The 23,900-nt window shown below is 40.6% G+C and carries 29 protein-coding genes and 1 riboswitch; of the genes, 25 read left to right on the top strand and 4 right to left on the bottom strand.

The window, feature by feature from the left end:
• Positions 1–182: 182 nt before the first annotated feature.
• From K2225_RS12160 to K2225_RS12080, 17 genes are all read left to right on the top strand, one after another.
• Positions 183–365, top strand: a complete 183-nt coding sequence (locus K2225_RS12160) for a hypothetical protein (RefSeq protein ID WP_220585015.1) — start codon at positions 183–185, stop codon at positions 363–365.
• A 177-nt stretch (positions 366–542) separates the two neighbouring features.
• Positions 543–1,052, top strand: a complete 510-nt coding sequence (locus K2225_RS12155; protein ID WP_220585014.1) for a GNAT family N-acetyltransferase — start codon at positions 543–545, stop codon at positions 1,050–1,052.
• A 383-nt stretch (positions 1,053–1,435) separates the two neighbouring features.
• Positions 1,436–1,711: a hypothetical protein gene (locus K2225_RS12150; protein WP_220585013.1), complete on the top strand. Its 276-nt coding sequence runs from the start codon at positions 1,436–1,438 to the stop codon at positions 1,709–1,711.
• 112 nt (positions 1,712–1,823) lie between these two features.
• Positions 1,824–2,267 (top strand): pyridoxamine 5'-phosphate oxidase family protein, encoded by a 444-nt coding sequence (locus tag K2225_RS12145; protein ID WP_220585012.1) that lies wholly within the window; start codon positions 1,824–1,826, stop codon positions 2,265–2,267.
• 288 nt (positions 2,268–2,555) lie between these two features.
• Positions 2,556–2,870 (top strand): Rossmann-fold NAD(P)-binding domain-containing protein, encoded by a 315-nt coding sequence (locus tag K2225_RS12140; protein WP_220585011.1) that lies wholly within the window; start codon positions 2,556–2,558, stop codon positions 2,868–2,870.
• Positions 2,871–2,881: 11 nt separating this feature from the next.
• Positions 2,882–3,535 carry a hypothetical protein gene (locus K2225_RS12135; RefSeq protein ID WP_220585010.1) on the top strand — a complete coding sequence of 218 codons (654 nt, stop codon included), beginning with the start codon at positions 2,882–2,884 and terminating at the stop codon, positions 3,533–3,535.
• Positions 3,536–3,659: 124 nt separating this feature from the next.
• Positions 3,660–4,406: a metallophosphoesterase family protein gene (locus tag K2225_RS12130; protein WP_370632753.1), complete on the top strand. Its 747-nt coding sequence runs from the start codon at positions 3,660–3,662 to the stop codon at positions 4,404–4,406.
• Positions 4,407–4,671: 265 nt separating this feature from the next.
• A complete protein-coding gene (locus K2225_RS12125) occupies positions 4,672–5,253 on the top strand; it encodes a hypothetical protein (protein WP_220585008.1) in 582 nt (193 codons plus the stop codon).
• 141 nt (positions 5,254–5,394) lie between these two features.
• On the top strand, positions 5,395–5,940 hold the full coding sequence (locus K2225_RS12120; RefSeq protein ID WP_220585007.1) for a hypothetical protein: 546 nt from the start codon (positions 5,395–5,397) through the stop codon (positions 5,938–5,940).
• A gap of 301 nt (positions 5,941–6,241) precedes the next feature.
• Complete coding sequence (locus tag K2225_RS12115; protein ID WP_146813070.1) at positions 6,242–6,493, top strand: ATP F0F1 synthase subunit C; 252 nt, start codon at positions 6,242–6,244, stop codon at positions 6,491–6,493.
• A gap of 209 nt (positions 6,494–6,702) precedes the next feature.
• A complete protein-coding gene (locus K2225_RS12110; protein ID WP_220585006.1) occupies positions 6,703–7,008 on the top strand; it encodes a hypothetical protein in 306 nt (101 codons plus the stop codon).
• Between the two features lie 303 nt (positions 7,009–7,311).
• Entirely contained in the window at positions 7,312–8,070 is a 759-nt protein-coding gene (locus K2225_RS12105) for a DUF4397 domain-containing protein (protein WP_220585005.1), read from the top strand.
• Positions 8,071–8,438: 368 nt separating this feature from the next.
• Positions 8,439–8,942, top strand: a complete 504-nt coding sequence (locus tag K2225_RS12100; RefSeq protein ID WP_255574493.1) for a hypothetical protein — start codon at positions 8,439–8,441, stop codon at positions 8,940–8,942.
• A gap of 201 nt (positions 8,943–9,143) precedes the next feature.
• Entirely contained in the window at positions 9,144–9,998 is an 855-nt protein-coding gene (locus tag K2225_RS12095) for an MBL fold metallo-hydrolase (protein WP_220585004.1), read from the top strand.
• A 103-nt stretch (positions 9,999–10,101) separates the two neighbouring features.
• Positions 10,102–10,470, top strand: coding sequence for a YobA family protein (locus tag K2225_RS12090; protein ID WP_220585003.1), 369 nt, complete (start codon positions 10,102–10,104; stop codon positions 10,468–10,470).
• A 64-nt stretch (positions 10,471–10,534) separates the two neighbouring features.
• Complete coding sequence (locus K2225_RS12085; protein ID WP_220585002.1) at positions 10,535–10,837, top strand: hypothetical protein; 303 nt, start codon at positions 10,535–10,537, stop codon at positions 10,835–10,837.
• 317 nt (positions 10,838–11,154) lie between these two features.
• On the top strand, positions 11,155–11,673 hold the full coding sequence (locus K2225_RS12080; RefSeq protein WP_220585001.1) for a hypothetical protein: 519 nt from the start codon (positions 11,155–11,157) through the stop codon (positions 11,671–11,673).
• 152 nt (positions 11,674–11,825) lie between these two features.
• Here the strand turns inward: K2225_RS12080 and K2225_RS12075 are convergent, their stop codons facing one another.
• Positions 11,826–12,959, bottom strand: a complete 1,134-nt coding sequence (locus K2225_RS12075) for a S8 family peptidase (RefSeq protein ID WP_220585000.1) — start codon at positions 12,957–12,959, stop codon at positions 11,826–11,828.
• 452 nt (positions 12,960–13,411) lie between these two features.
• Here K2225_RS12075 and K2225_RS12070 point away from each other — a divergent pair, with 452 nt between their 5' ends.
• Together K2225_RS12070 and K2225_RS12065 are read left to right on the top strand one after the other, a co-directional pair.
• Complete coding sequence (locus K2225_RS12070; RefSeq protein ID WP_220584999.1) at positions 13,412–15,814, top strand: M14 family zinc carboxypeptidase; 2,403 nt, start codon at positions 13,412–13,414, stop codon at positions 15,812–15,814.
• A gap of 203 nt (positions 15,815–16,017) precedes the next feature.
• The gene (locus tag K2225_RS12065; RefSeq protein ID WP_255574490.1) at positions 16,018–16,497 is read left to right on the top strand and encodes a GyrI-like domain-containing protein; all 480 of its coding nucleotides are present in this window, start codon (positions 16,018–16,020) and stop codon (positions 16,495–16,497) included.
• Positions 16,498–16,576: 79 nt separating this feature from the next.
• Here K2225_RS12065 and K2225_RS12060 read toward each other — a convergent pair whose 3' ends face one another.
• Positions 16,577–17,626, bottom strand: coding sequence for a homocysteine S-methyltransferase family protein (locus K2225_RS12060; RefSeq protein ID WP_220584998.1), 1,050 nt, complete (start codon positions 17,624–17,626; stop codon positions 16,577–16,579).
• Between the two features lie 186 nt (positions 17,627–17,812).
• Positions 17,813–17,917: riboswitch (SAM riboswitch) on the bottom strand.
• Positions 17,918–18,328: 411 nt separating this feature from the next.
• On the opposite strand from K2225_RS12060, the gene K2225_RS12055 reads away from it, so the two are divergent.
• The 3 genes from K2225_RS12055 (at position 18,329) to K2225_RS12045 (ending at position 20,107) form a co-directional block, all read left to right on the top strand.
• Positions 18,329–18,805, top strand: a complete 477-nt coding sequence (locus K2225_RS12055) for a hypothetical protein (RefSeq protein WP_220584997.1) — start codon at positions 18,329–18,331, stop codon at positions 18,803–18,805.
• 162 nt (positions 18,806–18,967) lie between these two features.
• Positions 18,968–19,231, top strand: coding sequence for a hypothetical protein (locus K2225_RS12050; RefSeq protein WP_220584996.1), 264 nt, complete (start codon positions 18,968–18,970; stop codon positions 19,229–19,231).
• Positions 19,232–19,399: 168 nt separating this feature from the next.
• On the top strand, positions 19,400–20,107 hold the full coding sequence (locus K2225_RS12045) for a GDSL-type esterase/lipase family protein (protein WP_220584995.1): 708 nt from the start codon (positions 19,400–19,402) through the stop codon (positions 20,105–20,107).
• Between the two features lie 40 nt (positions 20,108–20,147).
• Here the strand turns inward: K2225_RS12045 and crcB (K2225_RS12040) are convergent, their stop codons facing one another.
• Both crcB (K2225_RS12040) and crcB (K2225_RS12035) read right to left on the bottom strand, forming a co-directional pair.
• A complete protein-coding gene (gene crcB / locus K2225_RS12040) occupies positions 20,148–20,510 on the bottom strand; it encodes a fluoride efflux transporter CrcB (protein WP_220584994.1) in 363 nt (120 codons plus the stop codon).
• On the bottom strand, positions 20,510–20,884 hold the full coding sequence (crcB, locus tag K2225_RS12035) for a fluoride efflux transporter CrcB (RefSeq protein WP_220584993.1): 375 nt from the start codon (positions 20,882–20,884) through the stop codon (positions 20,510–20,512). The genes crcB (K2225_RS12040) and crcB (K2225_RS12035) overlap by 1 nt, the downstream gene beginning before the upstream one ends.
• Before the next feature lie 128 nt (positions 20,885–21,012).
• Between crcB (K2225_RS12035) and K2225_RS12030 the strand changes: the two genes are divergently transcribed.
• The 3 genes from K2225_RS12030 (at position 21,013) to K2225_RS12020 (ending at position 23,864) form a co-directional block, all read left to right on the top strand.
• Positions 21,013–22,152: an FtsW/RodA/SpoVE family cell cycle protein gene (locus K2225_RS12030; protein WP_220584992.1), complete on the top strand. Its 1,140-nt coding sequence runs from the start codon at positions 21,013–21,015 to the stop codon at positions 22,150–22,152.
• Between the two features lie 546 nt (positions 22,153–22,698).
• Positions 22,699–22,995, top strand: a complete 297-nt coding sequence (locus tag K2225_RS12025; protein WP_220584991.1) for a hypothetical protein — start codon at positions 22,699–22,701, stop codon at positions 22,993–22,995.
• 362 nt (positions 22,996–23,357) lie between these two features.
• A complete protein-coding gene (locus tag K2225_RS12020) occupies positions 23,358–23,864 on the top strand; it encodes a GNAT family N-acetyltransferase (RefSeq protein ID WP_220584990.1) in 507 nt (168 codons plus the stop codon).
• The last annotated feature ends 36 nt before the right edge of the window (positions 23,865–23,900 follow it).

Raw genomic sequence — 23,900 nt, 5'->3', positions numbered from 1 at the left:
AACTTCCAAAACACCCCATCGAGAAAAGAACAGTTTCTTGTGAAATTAAGTTCATAGCAGAAAAATGAAGAATAGTTGTAGTTTAGAGATCCATGTTATAAAGGAAATCATTATGGTATCTCGAAACTGAGTCTTCAACTATCGGGGGCGTTTCTGCAATAAGTAGAAGGAGGGGTTATACCTTGAGTCGAACATTAGGTAGGTTTTTAATTTATTTTGTAGTATTTTTTATTTTGATAATGATTTTTGGATCAATATTCAAACCTTCTGATCTAGGTGTTGATGGAATAGTTCGAGCATTAGTTATCTCTTCTGCCTCTGCTATTGGATGGACCTTAGTAGAAAAGAACTTTGGAAAGAAATGAATTAGAAAAAAACACGGAATTTAATTTTTATATAGAGATATCTTGACTTCAATTCTTTAGCTAACGGAGGCGATTGTTCAATAGAGCAATCGCCCTTTATAACATACAAACGATGAAGTTCGGTACCGTTCACATTGATAGATTATTTATATAATGTACGAAAGGCTGGAATAAATCATGGCAAAAAAAGAAGCACCGAAAATTCAAACAGAACGATTGGTTTTACGTCCGAGAGCGGAAAAAGACATTCCCAATATGCTTAAAATGTTTAACAATGATGAAGTAAGAGAATTTCTTGGAATTAATCCCCCTCGTGATGAACACTCAATGTTAAAAATGGTTAGGAGTCGTACTGAAACAAAATGGACGGTCGCATTAAAAGATACAGATGAGTTCATCGGTGATGTAATGATTCCAGAAATAGCAGAAGGTTATCTTGGCGAAATTGGTTTTCGCTTCATGAGGGAGCATTGGGGAGGCGGTTTTGCGTATGAAGCGGTTTCCGCGATCATTGAGCATAGTAAAAGCACATTAAACCTTAAACGCCTATTTGCTACTATAGATAATAAAAATATGCCATCAAAAAAGTTAATTGAAAAACTAGGATTTACGTTGGTAGCGGTGTTGCCTGAATCGCATTTACACGGCAGAGTTGCCGATGTAGCTTATTATTCTCGTATTGTATAAGCATTTTATTTTAGTTGGAATAGTATAATTAATCCTAGAATTCATATATTACCCTTTACCGTGATATTTACTAATAAATATATTAAAGGGTTTTATTGAGTTTATCTTGAATTCAAGTCTTCAACTATCGGGGGCAATTCTTTAACAAAAGAATTGCCCCCTTCTTAATGTTATGGGCAGGTTAGTGGGAGACTCAGTTTCGAGATAATAGACGTACTGAAACTATTGCAGTCATTTATCGTATATGTAGTAGAGTTAAAAGAAACGGTGGTAGGTGGTAGTGGACAAGTTTATTGTGCTAACGGAAGAACAGAATAAAACAAGAAAAATAGAATGTTGTTTATTGTACCCTCATAATAAATGATAGCGAGGAGTGGTGTTTGTTGAAAAAAAATTTAGCTTTAGTCTCTTTATTATTAATAGTCGCTTCAATAGTTGTATTTTTGGTTTATGTATGGCTATTAAATCTGGTACTTGGACCTTTGTCACTTTTATTATTGGGTTCTCTTTTACTGGGCTCTTTTATTACTGCACTGAAAAGCGAGAAAGGTTTTTTGAAAATAATTGCTTTAATTAATTCTTCTATTGCTATGGTCTTTTTTGTGTGCATAGTGATGTATATTGTTTTAATGATTTTTTCCGGTAATTTCGGTACATAAAGCATGTGTTTAATGAACATCCACGGCTGTTAAAGTAAAAGAAAAGTAAGAGGTATCTCGAAACCGAGTCTTACGATAATGGGGGCAATTATGATAGAGAGGATTATAACAAATGAAAATTATAAAGGGTAAAAGCAGCTTTGATTTGGATGAATTCTTAATGAAGCCTTTGTTTGCACATCTATCCACGTCTTCAACCGAAGGTCCGAGGGATTCACCGGTATGGTTCCTTTGGGAAGATGGATATCTCTGGATTATAGGGACACCTGGAGATACTTTTCCATTACGTATTAATACAGAACCCAATTGCGCTATCGGTATAGTGGATTTTGACTCTCGAACAGGAAAAGTACTCCACGCAGGTTTTAGAGGAAAAGCAACTGTAGAACCATTCGATATTAACTTAGCTAAGCGGTTATTCACGAAGTATTTAGGTTCTAATGAGAATATGTGGGATTCTAGATTTAAGGATCAAGACCCTAACAATGTCCTCCTTCGATTTGTGCCTGAAACTGTAGTAGTTAGAGATCAATCGTATGTAGTCATGGGAGAATGAACTAGAATATCTTGATATCGAGTCTTCCGTTAAAGGGGGCGTTAGTTCAATAAGTCTGATCTAAATCTAATCCTTAATATTCAAATATATGTAGAAACATCTATAATCACTATTAATAGAGCCTCAAGAAATAAAAGTCTCCTTCAAAAGAAGTAGGTGCTCTTCGACCAATATCCGATTCGTTTAGTTCAACTCTGCTGTATTCTTATTGCAAGGAAGATAACTATGAGCAGCAAACATGCACTGATCATCGTTTGAACAGGAATGTTGAGTGATGTTTCATTGTGGATGAACCGTCAAGGATATGTGGTTTCCGTTATAGGAAGAAGTCTAACCAAACAAGAGGATTTAAAGGCGAAGACGTCTACTCCTGAACGAATTCATAATTTGAGAGTGGACTATAAGGAACAGTACTTACTTGAAGCGGAGCCAGCAAACTGCAGCAAGCGAAGTATTTATCTTGGCTTTGTAATTGAGGGTGATGAATCTAGGAGGTTAACGAATGAAGAAATCTCTGGCGGTGTCATCAGAAGTATAGATGCAGATACGGAAGAGTCTATCAGCGGCGTTTTTCATCCTTATGAAGCGCAATCGAAACAATAAGGAGGAATTGGATGCAGTTATTTCACTACCATTGGTGGACGGAACGTGTGGAACAGATGGAAGAGTTCTATCAGCAGCAGGGTTTCGAGACGGTATTGCGAGTCGGTAGACACGAAGGAGAGATGCAAACGTTCAATCCGCCGCTGGAATGGGACGAGTTCAGGGATAAAGGGATTGCGTTCCGAATCATCGAAATGGTGAAAGGGAAGACGAATATTACTTTCGGACATGGAATAGGGGATAGGTTTGACCATATCGGTCTGCTTGTGAATGAAGCAGAGTACGAACGGATCATCGAAAAGGCGAAGGGCCTGGACCTGAATATCAACGAAAGGGAACGGCGAACGTTTCTTTCGACTCCGTGGAAATTCAGAATTGAACTGCAAAAAAGAAAGGATGTTGTTCATGACCAGGGGACACACATCATGGCCATGGACATCGGGTTGTCTTTTCAAGAGAATCCAAAAATGATAGGAAATTTACTAGATCTCGACTTGTATGTTGAAAGTGACTCGCACATCCGGGTGGGAAACCACGAATGGAGTCTGAATTTCTATGAGGAGGATTCTACACGGTTGTGCTCGGTTCACTTTTCCCAAGGCCCCATGCATTCTGTCGATCCTGTCGGGACGAAATTGACTACAGCATCAGATGATGAAAGTTGAAAATCGTAGTCCATACCTTACTTTCAATCCTTCTACATTCGGGAGCTCAATTCGGACAATCACTTTTTCACTAACGAGGCATAAGAGCTGAATAAGATGAAACACTTTTTTTTCAAGGATGGATGTGATTGAAATAGGTACTAATATTGCGATTATCGCTGATATACATGGGAATAGCACTGCATTAAAAGTTGTTTTAGATAGCATTGATAAAGATAAGCAAATAGAACATATTTATTGTCTTGGTGATTTAATAGGTATCGGTCACGAAACAAATGAGGTTCTTGACTTGTTGTTTTCACGTAATGATATAACTTTTGTTAAAGGAAATCATGATGAAGCCATTTTAAACATAATTGATGGGAAAGAACCAGGAAGTGTCGGTGAGGAAAGAGATCATCATAAATGGATTGCATCTGAATTAGACAAGAAGTTCATCCCTAAATTGTTAAACATGCCAGATATGCGATTTGAGAAGATCAACGGGAAAAACTTTTTGTTTGTTCATTATCATTTAGATGTACAAAATAAGTTTTTACCTATTGATCACCATCCGACAACTGAAAATCTTGATGCAACATATGAAAATTCCAAAGCAGACGTTATCAGTTTTGGGCACCATCATATCGTTCATCATTTTAGGTCTAACAGAAGGCTTTATCTTAATCCAAGTTCATTAGGTTGTAATCACAAACCTGTTGCGCCATACGTTAAATTGCATGTCGGATCAAATGAACAGATGGATGTTTCTTTTATTGAAGTACCATATGATAATAAAGACTTTTTACTTTCTTATGAAAAGTTAGATGTGCCCGCTAGAGATACTATATTAAAGGTATTTCATGGAGAACAGCATTTACGATTTGTCTAAGCCTTTACTAAGGAAACAGGTGTGTTAAACAAAGGAAACTGTTAAATTCAAGTTTTAAAAAAACGGGGGCGTTTCTCTATTATAGAGAAGCGTCTTTTTGGTCGTTACCATTTCACTCATATGATACGCTAACAATGCTACATTTTTTGGAATGTAAAGGGGCTTTGTATGATGTAAAACCGTCGGAATAATCATGATTATAGCTATATTTTTATCCGGTTGTATCAACAACGATAAAGTTTCTATAGAGGGTGTAATATATGAGGTGAACCAAGAGAAAGGTACGTTTGTTGTTTTTGTTGAAAATGAGTTTAAAGGTCAAGAGATAAATCAAAACAAACAACAGAACGCCATTGAAGCCTTTCAAGTAAAGCCAGATAAAAGTGTTGAAGTAAAAGGTGAAGTGAAGTCGTTTAACGATTTAAAGCGTGGACAAAAAGTGTCCGTGGAAATTGGGAATTACGAGAAAAGACAGGTTACAAAGGATACTTTGATTAAAGGAAAAAATAAACTACCTTTGTATGAAGCCAAGGCAGTAACAGTAAAACCCTATACTAAACAAGATATTGTCCAAGAGATGAGAGTAGAAAACGGTTATGGGCTTTATATCTATAATCCTGAACCTAACAAAGACGGGGGTTACGATGCCTATCCTAGTTCTGAAGCAAAGAACTTTCCTTTTCGGATCATACAAGTAACTCATACTGTCAGCGATATAAAAAATACCGAGAAGCTATTAGGGCTATACCATGGTTTTCCTACGTATATCATTACTGATCAAACAGGAATCGTATTCAAAACCAAAAAGATAACTGAACTTAATGAATTCATCAGAAATCTAGAGTGAAAAAGATGATATTCCTATATTTTAATGGAACGGGCTCTATCATTCGATGCCTTGAGTATATGAAATACTTCATGTCCAGAGGGGCGCTAAATCTAATAACTGATCGTTAGTCTGACCATTAAAGAGGAGAGGTGACAACTGGTGAAAAATAAAATACAAATAACTAAATATTCCCTTTTAATTATACTAGTTTTTATACTTACAGGGTGTATCAATCAATCACCTGAAGAAGCAATAAAACATGGTTGGTCCCATGAGATAAAAGTAAATGATATCATCTCTAGACAAGAAACAGATGGTGGAACAGTATTTCTTTTTAGTGCCCAAGATGTAGAGGAGAGTGGCCGATTTCAAAAGGTAGGATACGCGGTACTCACTGGTCAGAATGATAAAGATTGGGAATTTAATGTTTCTGATATGACAAACATCACTGACGACTCATTTAGTGCAAGACACAGTGTATTACACTATGAAACGGAAGAAGGAAATGTAAAAGAGATGCCTATTGTATTCGGGTACTTAAAAAATGATAATATTTCTGCCGTAACAGCAGATGTGAGCGACCAGGAAAAAGAAATAGAAATAATAAGTACAGACTCAGGTCGTTACTTCTATCAAGTGAATGCATGGGGTCCGATAAAATTCTTAAATGATAACGGAGAAGTTATTGATCGTTACGGAATTTGAATTACAATTTTAACGTTTTTAAATTTGAGATTAGTACTAAAACATTTTAATTTCGAGTCTTCCTGTAAAGTGGGCAGTTGTTTACTATAGACGGTTGCTTTTTGACTAACAAAGCAGGTGAGTGAGGGTGAGGAGGTAGTGGGAATTCTTAAAGGTAAAAGTGTAAATCTAATGATCACTCCTCTTAAAGAAGCAATATAATTAGAAAACGCCTGTTTTCTTCTTGGTCTGTCCAACTGACTATAACAATTCTATTCCACTGAATATATTTATTGTTTAAGCATATTGGAGGTGAACTAGATTGGGACGTTTTTCACAATGTTGTTTTGCAGCAGCGTTGGCCCTTATTAGCTTTGGAGGGATCGGACTTGGAATAGGAATGGCTGGATCTTTAGCGGTTGAGGGAATTGCCAGACAACCAGAAGCTGCAGGATTAATTTCAGAGTTTATGCTTAACTATGTATTAATACCACAGTTAAGTCTAGCATTTGTATTAACTGTGATATCACTGTTAATGCTGCATAATAAGAGGAAGCATATGCACTGCGATTAATAGAAAGTCAAGGAGTAGGAGTCTTTTCTGATCTTTACTCCTTATTTATCATTAATAACCACTTTTATAGTGATAGGTTTTATTGTTCCACAAGTATTGAATCCGTCATTACAATAATCGTGAAGTTGACTGGATGCAGGAATGACTCAAGAAACGGTCTTTTATTGGAGTCGTTTTTTACAGCACTATTTAGCGTGAGAGGCTATGGGATGGCAGATGTAACATTCAAAAAAGGGGGGTACTTAATGAACAAAACATTTTCCATATTATTCCTATCGCTTTCGTTCGTCTTCATTTCTTGTAGTACCAATGAATCAGGTATTTCGGAAAAAGAAGCGAAAGCAATAGTTATAGAACATCATACTTCTGAGTTTGGAGAGGTTGAAGTAACGTCGGTAACTACTAAATTTAACAAATACATAGTTGAATGGGAAAACAAAGATAATTGTGAGTCAGGTACCGACACTGTAAATGGAAATGGTGAAGTCAAGACAAGAGAAGTAACAATCTGCTAGTTAACCGATCAAGGACAGCATTTAAGTATCCGTATTATGATATCTTGATTTCGAGTCTTCAACTAACGGCGGTTTTACACCCCTTGGAAGAGTGAAGTTATTAGAGTGAAATTATGTCTTGGAATTCCAGCACTCCCATTGGATAAAGGTTTTTGTAGGTGGATCTACAATCAACGTTAATAACACCCATAATAAAGAATTCCCCCCCCCACCCTCCCCCATTAGGGAAGATGTGTTTTTAGTTCTTCTCCTCTCATAGGTGAATAAGCTTAAGTTGGGGAATCTTTGAAAGGGGTGGGTGTGATGTACCAACATGGAAACCGGGATATGTTGGCATGGCAGGCGGCAAAATATGATATGCTCGCCAACTATTATAAGTATCTGGATCCGCAAAAACATGTCCATTATTACCACATGCATCTGCAATGTATGCAGCAGTGGTTGATGGGTGAGCGGAATGATCAAATGATGGGGATGAACGGCTCACCGGCAAAAGTGAGAGTTCTCCACGCGTCTCCAGATGCACCAGCTGTCGATGTGTACGTGAATGGTCAGAAGGTCTTAGAAAACGTTTCTTATAAGCAGCAAAGCGACTATTTAGAAGTTCCAGGCGGCCAGTATCAAGTCGATATTTATCCAGCCGGTAACACCAATCAGCCCGTACTTTCGCAAAACGTCGGCGTAGAGGGAGAGAACATGTACACAGTTGCTGCGGCTGGAAAACTCAATAACCTCCAACTGATTGCAGTTATGGATAATAACGCAGTGTCTAATGGTAAAGCCAAGGTTCGTTTCTGGCATTTATCCCCGAATGCACCTGCTGTTGACATTGCCGTCAAAGGAGGAGACGTTCTCTTTAGAAACGTTCCTTTTGGCAAGGCGACCCGTTATTTGACACTGCCGCCAACAACTGTCGATTTGGAAGTCCGCGTGGCAGGAACCAATCAAACGGCATTAGAAGTACCTGGAGTAACAGTAAGCCCGAATCAAGTCTATACAGCTGCAGCGTTAGGCTTAGCTGGTGGGCAACCGCCGCTGGAAGCTATGTTTCTACAACCTTAAAAAACAGGCATGGTTTGTGCCTGTTTTTTATTTGTACATTTTTTAGAATTTGGCTCCGTTCCGAGATAGTTTTAACATTTTGACAATGTATATTTTACTTGTCGAGATAATTACAAAAATATGGATAATGTGGTACGGTAAATTTAATATAGTTCAAGATAATAGTTGTCTATCCACGGTGTACTAGATCTATTTGATGGAGTTTCTTTGATTTACCGCTTAATTAATTTAAGCTTTTTACTGCTTATTGCTGTTGGAGTCCATATATTATCAACAACAACTGAGCACTGAGGAAAGTTTGCTATCGAGCAGTAATTTTAAGCAAGGATTTTTGAATTTATGGTTAATAATCATATAAGGAGTGATGTATGGTAATGAACAAAACTCTGAAATTTTTTGCAGGATTGCTTTTTATTTCGGCACTGGCAGGATGTATTGGCGAAGATTATGATGTTGGAGTTCCAACTGCTCATTTAAATATAGATGCTCACGTGCTGAGTCAATCAGTACAATTATCAGAAGCGAATATCAGTTGGTATTCATCCAGTGGAGAAGTAGAAGAAAAGATAGATGATATCGAAGAATATGGACAATCACAAGGAGAAATCAAGGTTTTTCCAGGGCAAGATGCTTCTTTAGATTTTAAAGAGAATAAAGAAAATGGTGGAGATATTTGGACCGACCCAACCATCACAGCTGTGCTATGGAGTAATGGAGAAAAAATCAAACTCGATTTGAATCAGTATAAAGAATTTCGGTTCCCGACTGAAGAAGGGAACTATATTTTAGAAGCTACATTTGAAGATGAAAGTAACACGGCTCAATATGTAGGGAATATTATTATTATCGATGATACACAATCTTCTCGTTAAGCTATTAATAACAACGTTCAATAAAGATGATCATGAGTATTTATCTCAGTTTTGAGTCTTAAACAGACGGAGGATTTAGGTGAAAAGCCAAAATATCCAATAATAATTTCTACAAGAACCTTAAGTCATTGTTTAGGAAGATGACCACTGAAACTACATAAATGTTATACTTTGGAAAATGTTTAAGGGGGAGTGTTCAAGATGGAAATTGAATTTCTTGGAACAGGTGGTGCGATCACTATACCAAGACCACTTTGTCATTGTAACGTTTGTTCAGAAGCAAGAAATAAAGGGGTACCGTACAGTAGAATGGGGCCAAGCATCTTTGTACATGGGCCTGATTTATTGATCGATACACCGGAAGATATTTACAATCAAATCAACCGTTCTACTGTCGATGATGTCAAGGGGATACTATACTCTCATTGGCACCCAGACCATGTCATGGGAAGAAGAATCATTGAATCTTTAAGTGCGGACTGGATTAACCATCCCCCTCAACATAAGAAAATAGATGTTTATATACCAGAACAAGTAGATATAGATTTCAAAACATTTTTGGGGAGTAGCGACCATTTAAACTTTTTTGAGTCCCAGGATTTTGCTAAACTCAATCGATTAACAGATGGAGAAAGTTTTACCTTGAATGATACAAAAGTTTTTCCGTTTCGGTTGGCGGAGGATTATGTTTATGCTTTCTTAATGGAGAGCGATCATAAAAAAGTACTTATTGCTATGGATGAGTTGAATAATTGGGTGCCACCAAAAGAAGTATTAGGTGTTGACCTCGCTATATTACCAGTAGGTATATTCGAATTTCACCCCTTAAGTGGCGAAAGAATATTACCTGAAGATCATCCTGTTTTTCAAGAGGAAGCAACCTTTAATCAAACTATGGAGATCGTCAAAGATCTTGAAGCCAAACGTGTAATCTTAACACACATCGAAGAACCAAATGGATTAGGGTTTGATGACTTTAAAGAGTTAGAAAATAAGGTGAAACGTTCTGGACTGAATATAGAGTTTGCCTATGATACACAAATGGTGAAAGTATAATTGATATGGATAACGGTATGCCGGTTAATCTCGATTTCATGTTTTACAGAAACGGGAGGCTATCGCTTGGTGTGCAACTGAACTAGAGAATAGAGGGTGAATAATGAAAAGAATATTAGTCCTTTTTGTCCTTTCTCTTTTTGTCACAGCAGGCTGTAATAGTGAAGAACAAGATTATACAGGTGACCCAACCATCGAAGGCTATTTAGTTCGTGTTAAAGATAAAGAGATTTTAGTCGTTCATGGAATTACAAAGGACCAAGCTGTGACTATGAGTTGGAATGAACTTTCTAGAGTAGATGGTAAGCCGTACGAGGCACATATTTTTCATATCAATTTTAATATTGATGGTTTTTTTGAATCATTTTCTGATTTTAAAAAAGGAGACAAAGTAAGAGTATGGGGCAAGGGTGGTGCAAATGAATCTTATCCCGCCCAGTCCGAATTAGGGAAGATCGAACTTATAGAATAAATGCAGGAAGGTTAAATGATCATGTGTAGAAAACTCATGATACATATTTTGTTGGAGGTATAATATGTTAAAGTTTATATGCTGCTTTTTAGCAAATATATTCGTTTTAATCTCTCCTTTCTTTTCCACAGAAACGGTATCAAATGATCAGGAATTAGAGAAAGTTACGCTAGGGTTTCCTTTTGAATTTGTCATTCAGGATCAGACGTATTTCACACCACCTTTTCCATACGAGACAGGTCTTGCGACTCCTTTAGAACACCCCACAACGTTTAACCCCTTGCTTTTGCTAGCATCACTACTTATCGCAAATGGGTTTGTCTATGTCGCATTCTTTATTAAAAAGTTAATGACGTCACAACAATAAACAGCCTATTTGTTTTCTCTTTGATACATAAGTCTTAGAGTAAGACAGGAAAGTGTCTAATGAATAATTGGAGTGCAAATCTTGTTGGTAAGAAATTGATCCAATTAACAGTGAACAAGAAACGGGGATATTCAAATACGGGAAGATCAATGGAGAAAATCTTATAAGTAGGTGGTCAAATATGAGAGACGTCTCTTCTGACAACGAGCCTATAGCTCATAAAAAGCTATCGCTTATGGCTGTACCAGAAAAAGATTCTTTAAGAAGCGGTGAGATTTTAAATCATTAATCATACAGCCTATAAAAGGAGAAGATCAGTGAAAAAAATAACACTTGGGTTCGTCGTTTGTTTAGTAATAGTGGTGGTTCCTCTCATTTATTTAGATATTAAAAAGAATAATTCACATGCAACCCCAGAAGATGCATTAAGTTATGTGAAAAATCCTAAACATGCAGTCTTAGAAGTCATTGATAAAAAGTTCTTTGATGGGGTTGCGTATGTATTTTACTATTCGCAAGTCGGAGAAACTCCTAAGAATTACTTAGCAGCAGCAAGGTTACAAAAGAATATGTATGGTTGGCAGTTTGACGAAATTCTCGGAGTAGGAAATATAGAGGTTAGTAATGTTGGAATGGCTTCTGGGAAGGATGATTACATCGTAGGGCTGGCCCCGAAACAAGTACACAAAGTAATCATTGATAAATATGAGGCTGAGATGATAACGATCGATAGGGAAAATATAAGAGCTTTTTTATTTCACGAAGTAGAAGCTGATTTAATGGGGCAGACTGAATTCCAGTACTTTGATGAAGAAGGGAACAAACTCTATTATTGAATGGATGGTTGTCTTGCCAGAGATCTAGAAGAGATTACTCGAAGTCGGTTTTTTTCCAAGGGGCTTTAATATAACAATACCAACCTAATAAAAGAAAAGCGTATGAAATCAAGAAAACAACTGATTTCATACGCTTTTTTCATTTTTAAACCTTACTGAACAGCAGCCTGAACGTCGATCACTCCGTTTCCATAATAGAAAGAGTCACCAAGAGAAACAGCTGTGTCAATCAATGTTTGACGGATCTGATCATTCGTCAAAGTTGGATCATCGGCTAAGATTAGAGCAGCTGCGCCTGCAACATGCGGGCTTGCCATGGAAGTACCATTATAGCGATCATAATTGTTACCTGGTACAGAACTTAGAATATCAACACCAGGTGCCATGACTTCAAGTTCATCCCCGACACTTGAAAATGAGGCTCTATTATTGGCACTGTCTACAGCACCGACAGCCATGGCTGCTGCGTATTTCGCAGGATAACCAATAGTGTTTTTCTTCCCTTTAGATCCATCATTTCCAGCAGCAGCTACGACTAATACGCCTTGAGCATCTGCATTGTTTACCGCTTGTTCTAGAGTGGCCGAACCACGGCTTCCTCCAAGACTCATGTTAATGATGTCCATGTCATTGCTGATGGCCCACTCAATTCCTTGAGCAATTCCACTGTAAGAACCGCTGCCTGAACTGCTTAACACTTTAACAGCGTAGAGCTCAGTGGATGGTGCTACACCAAGAACACCTAATGTGTTATTGACACCTGCAACCGTTCCAGCTACGTGGGTACCGTGACCATTCCCGTCAACTAAGGCGTTAGGTTCACCACTGACAAAACTCTCTCCGCCAGCTACGTTCAAGTCTTCATGTGCTCCATCAATACCAGAGTCAAGAATCGCTACCTTTACCCCAGTCCCAGTCGTTCCTTGAGCTTGGACATCATCTGCATTAATTTGGGAGATCCCATAGGGCGTTGTTTGACTCGTTGCCTGTGCCGTATGATCTTTCTCTACATAAGCGACATTAGGGTTATTGGATAAGGCTTTTACTGCTTGTTCCGGCAGCTTCGCATGTACGACATTCATATATTTATATTCATGAAGTACTTTTCCTCCCACACCATTAATAGCTTTTTGGTTCACTTTTGATTTGAAACCAATTAAGTATTCTTCTACCTGTGCCTTTTGCTCAGCCGCTTTTTCAACGGAAGCTTGGGCTATGTTATTGAATGAAAAGACTAAAGCAAACACTAACATAATCCCGGCAACTTTCCACATGTGTTTACGCATCGTATTCCTCCTTTAATTTTCTACCCAGAATTAAATTTAAATTCTGAATAGTGTTAATATTACGATAACATATGTGAGATGACTCATGTTTGGGAAATGCATGTGTGAAAAAGTCCTCTTAGAGGGGGGGAGAAGGATCGACTTGGGCAAGTTTGATCCTGGGGTTTCCTTAAAGGGTTTTTCTTTGAGAGAAGTCGGTCGATGAAAAAGAGAATCTTCCTACAGTTCTGATAAGGTAAAAATTTCTATGAAAGCTTGTGGACAGACCTAGCGATTTCAGCGTGGTTTGTTTATTTTTGTTATATATTGCAAGGTAAAGGGGGATGGACTAAAACTTTAATGGATTAACGTAGTACAAAAGCACTCCCTTTAATCAGTAGAATCTATTCATACAGTTTATGTTACTAATGGTATAAACTAGTAATTATATCTTTTCGTCTAGGAGGTCAATAATGAAAAAGACAGTCATGACTGGAATGGCGGCCATTACGATGCTTGCAGCGCCTTTAACGGCCGCAGCGGAGTCACCGAACTGGCACAATGTCAATGTGAATGAAACACTGCAGGAGGAGGATGGCAGTCCTTTTAACAGTGAAAACTATGATTTCTTGAAGTACTCGAAGGTGAATGACAAACTACAGGAAATCGCGAAACAAAGTAACCGGATCACAGTGGAGAGTTCGGCGGAATCTTCCGGCGGCCACGACCTTTATACGGTAACCATCTCCGATCCAACGGCCAAAGGTAACTATGGATACCAAAAATCATTGCGACAGAAGATGTTCAAAAACCCTGAAAAAGCGCAGGCTTTCATTGAAAAACATCCGGACTTCAAAGTTCCCGTAATGATTAATGCGTCGATTCATGGCACGGAGTTTGTCGGTTCAGATGCTGCACTGCAATTGATTGAGCGTTTTGCGACAGCTGATGATCAGGAAACGAAGGAGCTGCTTGAAAATCATATTCTAATTTTTAATGTAGTGGCGAATCCTGACGGCCGGATCGATGCGACACGTTTTAATAGCAATGGCATTGACTTGAACCGGGATTTTATTACACAGTCTCAAGCAGAAACCAAGCATACTGTGGAGTTGATTAAAGAGTGGAACCCTATGGTCTTCCTTGATCTGCATGGCTATGTGAAAGGCTATGGTGGGAAAGATCATCCTGGTTTAATTGAGCCTTGTACCCCGCCGCACAATCCGAACTACGAATATGATCTATTTTCGAAGTGGGCCCTAGATCAGGCTGAAGCTATGGAAGGAAGTATTGTAGACAATCGTGCAGACTATGAAAATACAAATACAGAGGATTCGGGCGTGGACTATCAATCGATGAAAGGTACATATATTCCACAGCGGGATGATGATGCCGGCTGGGATGATTATCCACCGATCTTTACACCGATGTATGCCATGTACCACGGGGCTTATGGCTATACCCTTGAAGCACCGACGAATGATTGGGATGGCGTCCAATGGCATTATGATGCGGTTATGGGAGCCCTTGAATTTTCCAATGATAACAAAGAACAAATGATCAAAGACCAAATCGAAGTATTCAAGCGTGGCATCCAATTTGATCACCCTTACCATACGGAAGGATTCTTCCCGCAGGCATACATTTTACCCGTAGATGAAATAGACCCCACGGCCACTGAAAAAGCCGTCGAGCATCTGATGTTCAATGATATTGATGTTTCTGAGTCGAAGAAAGCATTAGAATATGACGGTGTTTCGTACCCGGCGGGAACGTACATCGTAGACATGAGCCAGGCGAAAGCTGGACTTGCGAACACGATGCTGTGGGATGGAGAGGATATTACCGACATCACACCATCGATGTATGATATTTCTGCCTGGAATTTACCAGAATTGTGGGGTTTTGAAGCGGTAGAGGTGGAAGCAGACAGCTCCTTCCATGTGAAGACGAACGACGTGAAGAAAGTAAGAGCGGATGGGGAGTTAACAGGAAACGGTCCTTATGTGATTCCTAACTCTTCTGTAAAAGCGGTTCATCTAGTGAATACTTTGGTGGAGAACGGTTTTAAAGTGACGATGGATGGGGAGCAATTCTACGTGGATGCGGACAAGTCGCCTGAATTGAGAAAACTTGTGGAAGCGTCTGGCATTACTGTCCAATCGACCGAAACTGTTGATGGTGAACCCTTAACTTCTCAAAAAGTAACGATTCTAAAAGACGGCGGTATGAACAAAGCCCAATCCCATGCAGGGACTCTTCTAGCTTTAGAGCGATTAGGATTTGAAGTACAAGAGATCACACCAAGAGAACTGGCAGAACAAGGATTAGGAGATACCGATGTCTTTTTCTACAGTGGCACATCCAGCTTGATTTCCTATAATAATTGGGCTCCGAATGCTGAATTCGGACTCGGAAATGAAGCACAGTATCAGGCCTTTAAAGAAAACATCCACTCTTATGTTGAGGATGGAGGAAAATATATCGCTGTTGGAGCTGGCGCTTCCGATGCCGCGAAGCAGCTGGGACTGACGGATGTGTCTGTTCATAAAGGTGACTATAATAGTAATGGGATCGTCCGAGTGAATTACGATTCTGGTTCCGTGACTTCTGGTTATGGAGCAAACGATTATGGTTTCGTCTACCGCCCTGTATGGTACACGGATGTGGAAGGAACAGATGTCCATGCCACTTTTGAGGACAGCAGTAACTTCTTTATGGCGGGACACTGGGAAGATCGTGCGGATGCCCAAGGACAGCCGGTCATCATTAAAGAAAAGGACCAGGACGTAACGCTTATTGGACTTGAAGCGGGCTTCCGTGATCATACGGATTACTTATTCCGCCTGTTCTCTAACGCCATTTACACTAAGTAGCCATGTGATCGATTCACCACCTTCAGTCAACCAGGTTCTAGATGACTGAAGGTGTTTTTTGTAACAGATTGAATGTATGGGATCGGTTTCTTATGGATTATACCTTTATAGATTGGTAGATAGAAAACTAATAAAAGAGGAAAAAATATCCTTTTGAAGAATGGGATAGGTAAGAGCGAAAAATCCCCAAAGGAGATTAAAGAATGGAAAAAATGAATGCGATCACTCTAGAAGGTGTCAAAGAGTTTGGGAATAAAAAGTTAGTTGGCTTTCGTGTCGTTTGTAATGATATGAAGGGTTATGGGAAAGAGATCCCTGAAGCCTCTATGGCACTGGAGCGACGTAAATCGGAAATCAAACAACTGTTGGAGCCGGTTAAACTCATCGGGGCTTTTAAAGCGGGAGAGATTTCCGAAGGAGACGATGGATACTGGGTGTGTTTCGAGGTGCATGAATTTGAAGATCTTCCTGAGGATATGGTTCGTTTAGTTGTTCCTGCCCAGAAATATGCCACTTTAAATTTCAACGGGCATGCTTCAGAAATCTTTCACGTTTATACTCATTTGCACCAATGGATTAATGAAAATGGGTATAAGAGAGTTCCTGATCAGTGGTCATTAGAAATCTATTCAAAATGGACGGCAAATGAAGATAAGGTGGACCTATGTGATCCAGTCCTTTAGTTGAAGTGAATTTGTAAAGGTGGAGAAGGGAAGACTGTTTGATTAGCGCCTGTCCGTAGTTTGGGACAGGCGCTATGTTTTAGGCTTTCGTCTTATAAGAGGTCACATGATCCTGCAGTGTATCGTCACTGCCGAACAGGAAGTGTTTCTCCATGTCCGGGGAATACTTCGAGTTCACTGCTTTACGACCGACAGTTTCTGCCACTTCACGAAGCATAGCCGGAGAAGCACCGCAGCAGAGTCCGAGGTAGTTTACCCCTATACCGTGCGCTTCTTTGGCCCACTCGGCAAGCTCGTAACGGTTGGTGTATAGCGGATCCAGGGACGTTGGGAACGTGGTTTCCGTTGGGATGGTACAGGCACAGCCTCCGTCCGGCAGGTTGAAGAAGGTCGGGTGTTCTTCTGTCGTGCGGTAAGGAATAGGCAGGGCACCTACATATCCGTCGACCGTATTGCGGATTTTCTCTACATACGGCTGCATCGTCGCTGGTCCACGGAAGCAGTTCATCCCCACGACAAGGGCCCCTTTTTCTTGTAACAAGCGGCAGGCTTCTTCAACTTCATAGCCGTCCCGCAGAATATTTTCACCCATCAGACCAAAGGTGATCACAGCAGGGAGGTCTTGTTTTTGAATTTCTTCCAAGGCAATCAAAGCTTCTTCATAATAATAGAACGTTTCACCGTTCACAAAATCTACGCCTTCTTCCTTACACCAGCCGATCATCTCTGCAAACATGCTCCTTGTTTTTTCAACAGCTTCAGGATCATCCGGATTGAACAGGTTCGTGTTGGAAATGTTCCCGGCAACGAGGGCTTCTTCCTGAGGGTGCTCTTGAGCGACTTCTTTGGCCAGGCGGATGGCCTGACGGTTAAGCGGTTCTAATAAATCCTCCTTGCCGATGATTCTCATTTTTTCACGGTGGCCATTATAGGTAAAGGCCAAGACGACGTCGGAGCCTGCGAGCATAAAGTCTCGATAGGTCTGTTTCAGTGCCTGTGGGTGATCGAGAGCTACTTCAGGTACAAAGGAACCGGCCTGTAAATACCCCCGTCGCTCCAGCTCGAATAAATATCCTTCTCCACAAATCACGGGTCCATCCTGTAATCTCTGTTCTAATGATCGTTTCATTTCATTCCACAACCTTTCCATTTTGTATGAGACTTTTATTAGAAAGCGAGTCCTTTTTCAGGGACACGCTGACTTTCTGCCATGCATGGGCTGAAAAGATTTAAACGCTGTTCAGCGCCAAGAATCATTTTCTTCAAAAATAAAAGGACCTCCCTGGATAAGGGGGTCCTTTACGTATAAAGAGTCTCCTTATCTTCAAGGTATAACGAATACCTTCTGGATTTAGCACCGTGCCATTGGCTGGTTGCTGAGGTATCAAAGGGCCAGTCCCTACACCTCTCTGGATAAGTTCTATTATTATGTAGTTTTTGAAAAACAGGTGAACACCTTACGTAAAACGCTGGCTTAAATAGAAATCACATGGAACATTAATAAATTCTTGATTTTTAGTTTCGCTTGCGATTTACAATACAGGAAAATGCTTTGAGAATCAATGGAATCTTCAGAAAAATTTTCATTACATCAATCTTAAGGATCTACAGGAGTGCTGATGAATCCTTCATGCCTTTGCTGACTTGCGTTCAAGGGATGTGCACAAATGTGAGTTAAAGGAGGGTCAAATCAACATTGACCATGGTCTCTATTTCATCACTTACAACTTATGGTAATATGTAATGAGAATTTATAAGAGAAAGGAGAGTGGAGCAGGTGAAAGCTAGGGCTTTAGTCATCATATGCTCAGTTGTCCTTTAAGGAGCGATCATGGGAATTAACGTTTCACAAAATACGGAGACGGCTGAGGGTGTTGGGTTATCCGTTTCTGCAGAGGAAGAATTGATGTCATTAAAAAAGAACGCGGATGTGATCATTCATGGAACACTTGATGAAGACTATGAAACGAGGACACAGGTGGCAGATGCGGAGAATAATGTCTATCAAATCGATCGAGTTTATACAATCACTGTTATGAATAACTATAAAGGTATGGATGGTGCCCATGATGAAGTAGGCGATAAAATAGATGTCGTTTATCCAGTAGGCTTCAAACAGAAAGAGGATGGAAGTTTTAAGGATCATCTCCTTTCTCTATCCGATGAAATCATTCCTATAGATTCAGGGGAATACATATTATTTCTAGATGATTTGGACGGGGATTTTTACTTTTCCAACATCAATCATGTGTACAAAAAAAGGAGAATGAAGAATTTAATAACATCTCAACTGAGAGTATCCCAGTGATTACTGAAAGGAACTTTTAACAAGGTAGCCCCGGATTTTTAACAAATCCTTTTAGTCGTCTGCGCATTAGGATCGTTCCCTGAGGGGGTGTGCCCTTCCCTACTAAGCATTTATATAATTTTGCCGATTGGAATAAACTATCTCCATAAAGGAGTTGGTAGCGTGGATGTTAACGGGAAAATCATTCAGGGAGAGTTTGATCGGATCAACGACGAATTCGTATTAAATCAAGTGAAGCACTTTACGACTCAATCCACTCTAAATAAAGACCAATTGGATTCCATTTATGATTATTTGATGAATCATAAAGATGAAGAAGATGGTCAGATCCTTACGTTGAATGAACAGATGCTTGTCCGGTTGAGTCAGGAAGAGTCGAGTCAATTTATCGAAGACTTAAACCAGATTCGCGATTTGTACCAATAAATTCGCTAAGGGTTTTCACCAAACCAAACAAAGAACCATTAAACTTTACTTATAAAAAAGCACGAGGGACGGACTGTGTCTGATCCTCGTGCTTTTGTTCTATTTATCGCAATGATGTTTGGTCCCACCTTTCCCAGGGAAGAAGGGGCGTATTCGGAGGTGCAGCTTATGACAACACAACGGAAATGGTGGATCGGAGTGGTCATTTTGGCCGCTATCGGTCTTGGTGTGTTCGGATTTCAATCATCCATGTCCCATCAAAAAGAAGAACAAATCGTCGCTCTCGGGGATTCATTGACCTACGGGGTGGGGGATGAAAGTGGCCATGGATATGTTGAGAATCTAGAGCAATGGTTGGATAAAAATCACGACGATCCCGTAACCGTCGACAATTATGCCATTCCGGGCCAGCAAAGTGATGGAATGCTCGGACAGATGAATGAGGCAGCGGTCATGAAGTCAATCGAACATGCGGATTACATTCTATTTTTTATTGGAATGAACGATATCATTAAAAGTAATGGAGGAGACCTTTCTCCATTACATGAAGATAAAATTGCCATGGGGAAAAAGGATTATGAGCAGAACGTTCAAAGGATCCTGGATCAGATCCGTGAGAAAAATCCGGAGGCACCGATTTTATTTCTCGGTTTTTACAACCCTTATCCGGACAAACCAGAAATCGGTCAAATCATCAAAGACTGGAACGCAACGAGCCAGTCGCTCATCGAGCCTTATGAGAATGTTACGTTTATCCCAACAAACGATTTGTATGAAGAGAAGTCCTCCCGTTATTTCAGTGATGAAGTCCATTTGAACGAACAAGGTTATGAGAAACTGACGATGCGCATCATCAAAGCTTATGACTTCGAATAGGTGAAAAAGGGCTTCCTTGTGAGGAAGTCCTTTTTGATGGTTAGAATAATTTTCCCAAATGGAAGCCGCTCCAGGCTAATGCAATCCCGAGCGTGTAACTGAGGACGGTGTACAAGACGAAGGTTTTCCAGTTCTTTTTAAAATGAAGCTGGACTGATTCCAGCTTGAAGGTAGAAAAGGTTGTAAAAGCACCGAGGATGCCTGTGCCGGCGAAGAGCACCCAGAGTGTTGAGAGATCGAGTCCTGTAATCAGGCCGAGGACGAATGAACCAAGGATGTTGACAAAAAGGGTAGCGACCGGGAGAGCGGAAGCTGTACGTTTGTTGATCCACTGACTGATTCCGTAGCGGAGGATCGCTCCGATGAATCCTCCCGCGCCAACTAGTAACAGTTTTGAAAGCATCAGGCAGCTCTCCTTTTTCCAAGGGTGAATCCGAGCATAGAGAAGGCTAAGCCACCGAATATGCTGATGGCTATGTAAAGGAGGCTCAGAATCATGTCTCCACGTTCATAGAGCGAAACGGCGTCCATGCTCAAGGTGGAGAATGTCGTATACGACCCGACAAGTCCTGTTCCAAGAGCGGCTTTCCATTTGGGAGAAAGGGAAAACTTCTCAACGATCCCCATCGTGAACCACGCGAGGAAGAAGCTCCCGGTCAAATTGACGGTCAACGTGGAATAGGGGAACCACTGGTCAGGGTTCTTCAGCCACTCACCGATCAGAAACCTAAGGGATGCGCCAATCATCCCACCGATTCCGACATAAAAATAAATCATTCCACAAACCTCCTACAAATCTAATCGTTATTATATAGACTTTCGAAGTAATTTAAAAGGAATGCTTTTTTTACGAGACAAGAAGCCTTATAATTTACATAATAGTACCAAACGAAAGAGGGTTACGCATGATACGCAGAATATTGAAGAACATTGATTTTACCATCTTATTCGCTGTATTGGCTTTGTCCGCGTTCGGTACGGTGATGGTGTACAGCGCCAGTATGGTCAGTGGTGTCATGGTTTACGAAGTAACCCCTGATTACTTTTTCAACAGGCAGTTGATGTCATGGGGACTTGGCTTGGTCGCCCTTTTTCTGGGGATCATCTTTCCTTACAAAAACTATCGACGCTTATTTAAGCTGATTCTGCTTGGAACGGTCATCCTTCTTGCGGCAGTCTTTGTATTCGGACATACGTCCAACAATGCCCAATCATGGCTACCGATTCCTGGTCTTGGAAAATTCCAGCCGGCTGAATTAGCCAAAATGTCTTTGATCATTTATATGGCGACCATTTTTACGAAAAAGAGTGGGTATATTGAAGATTTCACGCGAGCGTTATTGCCGCCAATCATTTTGATGATGCTTGTGGTCGCGATGATCTTGAAACAGCCGGATTTGGGGACAGCCCTGATTGCCCTCGCGGTATCCGGATTGATCATCATGTCGAGTGGACTAAAGAAAGTTCACCTCTTTTCCATGATCGGGATTGCTCTTGCAGGGGCCGTTTTCATGTACAATTTCGGTCTCAGTGAAGAACAGCTTTCCCGTTTCGACGGAGCTTATCAACCCTTTGAATACGCCGATGATGCCGGGTACCAACTGATCAATTCTTACCTCGCCATCCATAACGGAGGTTTGTTCGGCACCGGACTTGGGGCCGGCGTACAAAAGCTCGGATACTTACCAGAAGCTCATACCGACTTCATCATGGCTGTCATCGCCGAAGAATTAGGCGTGGTCGGTGTCGGTGTCGTGTTGTTGTTACTTGGTTTGATCGTACTGCGTGGGTTCTATGTCAGTATGGAGAGCCACGACACGTTCGGCCGTCTGCTTGCCATCGGTGTGTCCGGTTTGATCGGCATCCAGGCAGTCATCAACCTCGGTGGTTTGACCGGTCTTCTTCCTTTAACCGGTGTTCCACTGCCGTTCGTCAGCTATGGCGGAACATCCCTGCTCATGATGATGTTCTCTGCCGGAATCCTGATCAACATCCATGCCATATCAAAAATTAAAAAAGCCCAGGAACAAAAAGTAGCCGCATAAGCGATAAACGCCACCGATTTAAGGTGGCGTTTTTTTGTTGTGGTTGAGCGGGTTATCTAGTGGTTGAAGGATAGGTGGAGTCGCGCCAAAGAGAGGTGGAATCGCGCCAAAGAGAGGTGTAGTCGCGCCAAAGAGGGTTGGAGTCGCGCCAAAGAGGGTTGGAGTCGCGCCAAAGAGGGCTGGAGTCGCGCCAAAGAGGGCTGGAGTCGCGCCAAAGAGAGGTGTAGTCGCGCCAAAGAGGGTTGGAGTCGCGCCAAAGAGGGTTGGAGTCGCGCCAATGGGAGGATGAATCGCCCCAAAGAGGGGTCGAACCGCGCAAAAAAGGTGCCTAATCGCGCCAAAGGGCAGATGGACCGCCTCAAAGAGGAGAAGTAAGTCTCAAAGCTAAGATTCTAAAAATCACTGAAACGTAACCCCACTCTCATTCGTTAGTATAGTAATAGGAATTTTAAGAATTTTATAAATGGTCGCATGGATTCGGGGAAATCTTAAATAGTGATAAGTAGTTAGATGTTTTTCAAACCATAAAGGGAAGGAGATGCGCCGGTGGAGATCCTGATTTTAATCTTATTTTTTACTCCATTTTTACTAATTGGATATTTTGCATACAAATCTTCCGGTTATCAGAAAGGCAATATCGTCATGCATTTGGATGAATGGTACAAAGATCATCATCAATATGTGAAAGCTATTGAAAATGAATTGAATAAACAAGGGAGAAAGGTGGTTTTCCGTGGACGATACAATTTTGAAATTGATGGAAAGTCATACACCTTGCATCCGCAAATTGTCACAGTTGCCCGCGTTCCGACTCAACGAACAATATTGATACCTGATAAATAATCCATCACTTTTGCTTTAGGAAAACAAAAGGAAGGATCATGGACCCTACCTAATGCAAGATAGGAACCTATTGATTAGGATCGTTAGTTAAAGCACGAAAGTTTTTAAAATAGGAAGGAGTGATTCTGTGAACGTGTTGAATCTGATTATAGCTATAGCGATGATCGTGACTCCCGCCATGTTTTTAATTTACTGGGGAAAATCAGGGTACGATTTTGATGGGAGAAAGGACGAATAGTAGGGGGCATTTTTCTCCAAATGTAGTAAGCGGTTCAGTCTCTGTCGCGCAGAATTTCGTTTGTAGACCGTAAAGACGGCGACAGCATGTTTGATAAGCTTTAAGTCAGATATGGAGGTGGGTCATGAATATACGAAAGGCTGAACCGGAAGATGTTCCAGCCATTGCTAGAGTTCATGTGGATGCCTGGCTGGAGACCTATCGAGGTCTGGTCCCAGACACTTACCTGGATCGCCTCACCTATGAAAAAAGAGAGTCTCTATGGGAAGAGAATATCCAATCTTCCGAAATCATCTTAGTGGAAAATGACGAAGGAGTAGTCGGGTTTGCCACATGGAACTATTCTTCTACTTATGGGAACTATGATGCGGAGCTGAGTTCCATATACATACTCCAAAGGTTTCAACGCCGCGGGGCAGGAAAAGCTTTGTTTTCTTTCATTCTGAATGATGTGAAGGAGAAGGGATCCCAAACGATGATGGTTAAAGTATTGTCTGATAATCCTTCCTGTCAGTTTTATGAAGGGATGGGCGGCAAAAAAGTTGAAGAGGTTACGATTACGATTGATGGAAACAGCCTGGTGGAGTCGATTTACTCCTGGACTTTGGATGAGATGAGCGCGGAATTTTAGTCATTGATGTGTCTATGGAATGAATCATTTTGGAAG

It is taken from the genome of Halobacillus sp. Nhm2S1 (assembly GCF_019599545.1).
In the GTDB taxonomy this organism is placed as follows: Bacteria; Bacillota; Bacilli; order Bacillales; family Halobacillaceae; genus Halobacillus.
Note: the sequence above shows the minus strand (reverse complement) of the source record. Positions and strands in the feature narration are given on the sequence as shown.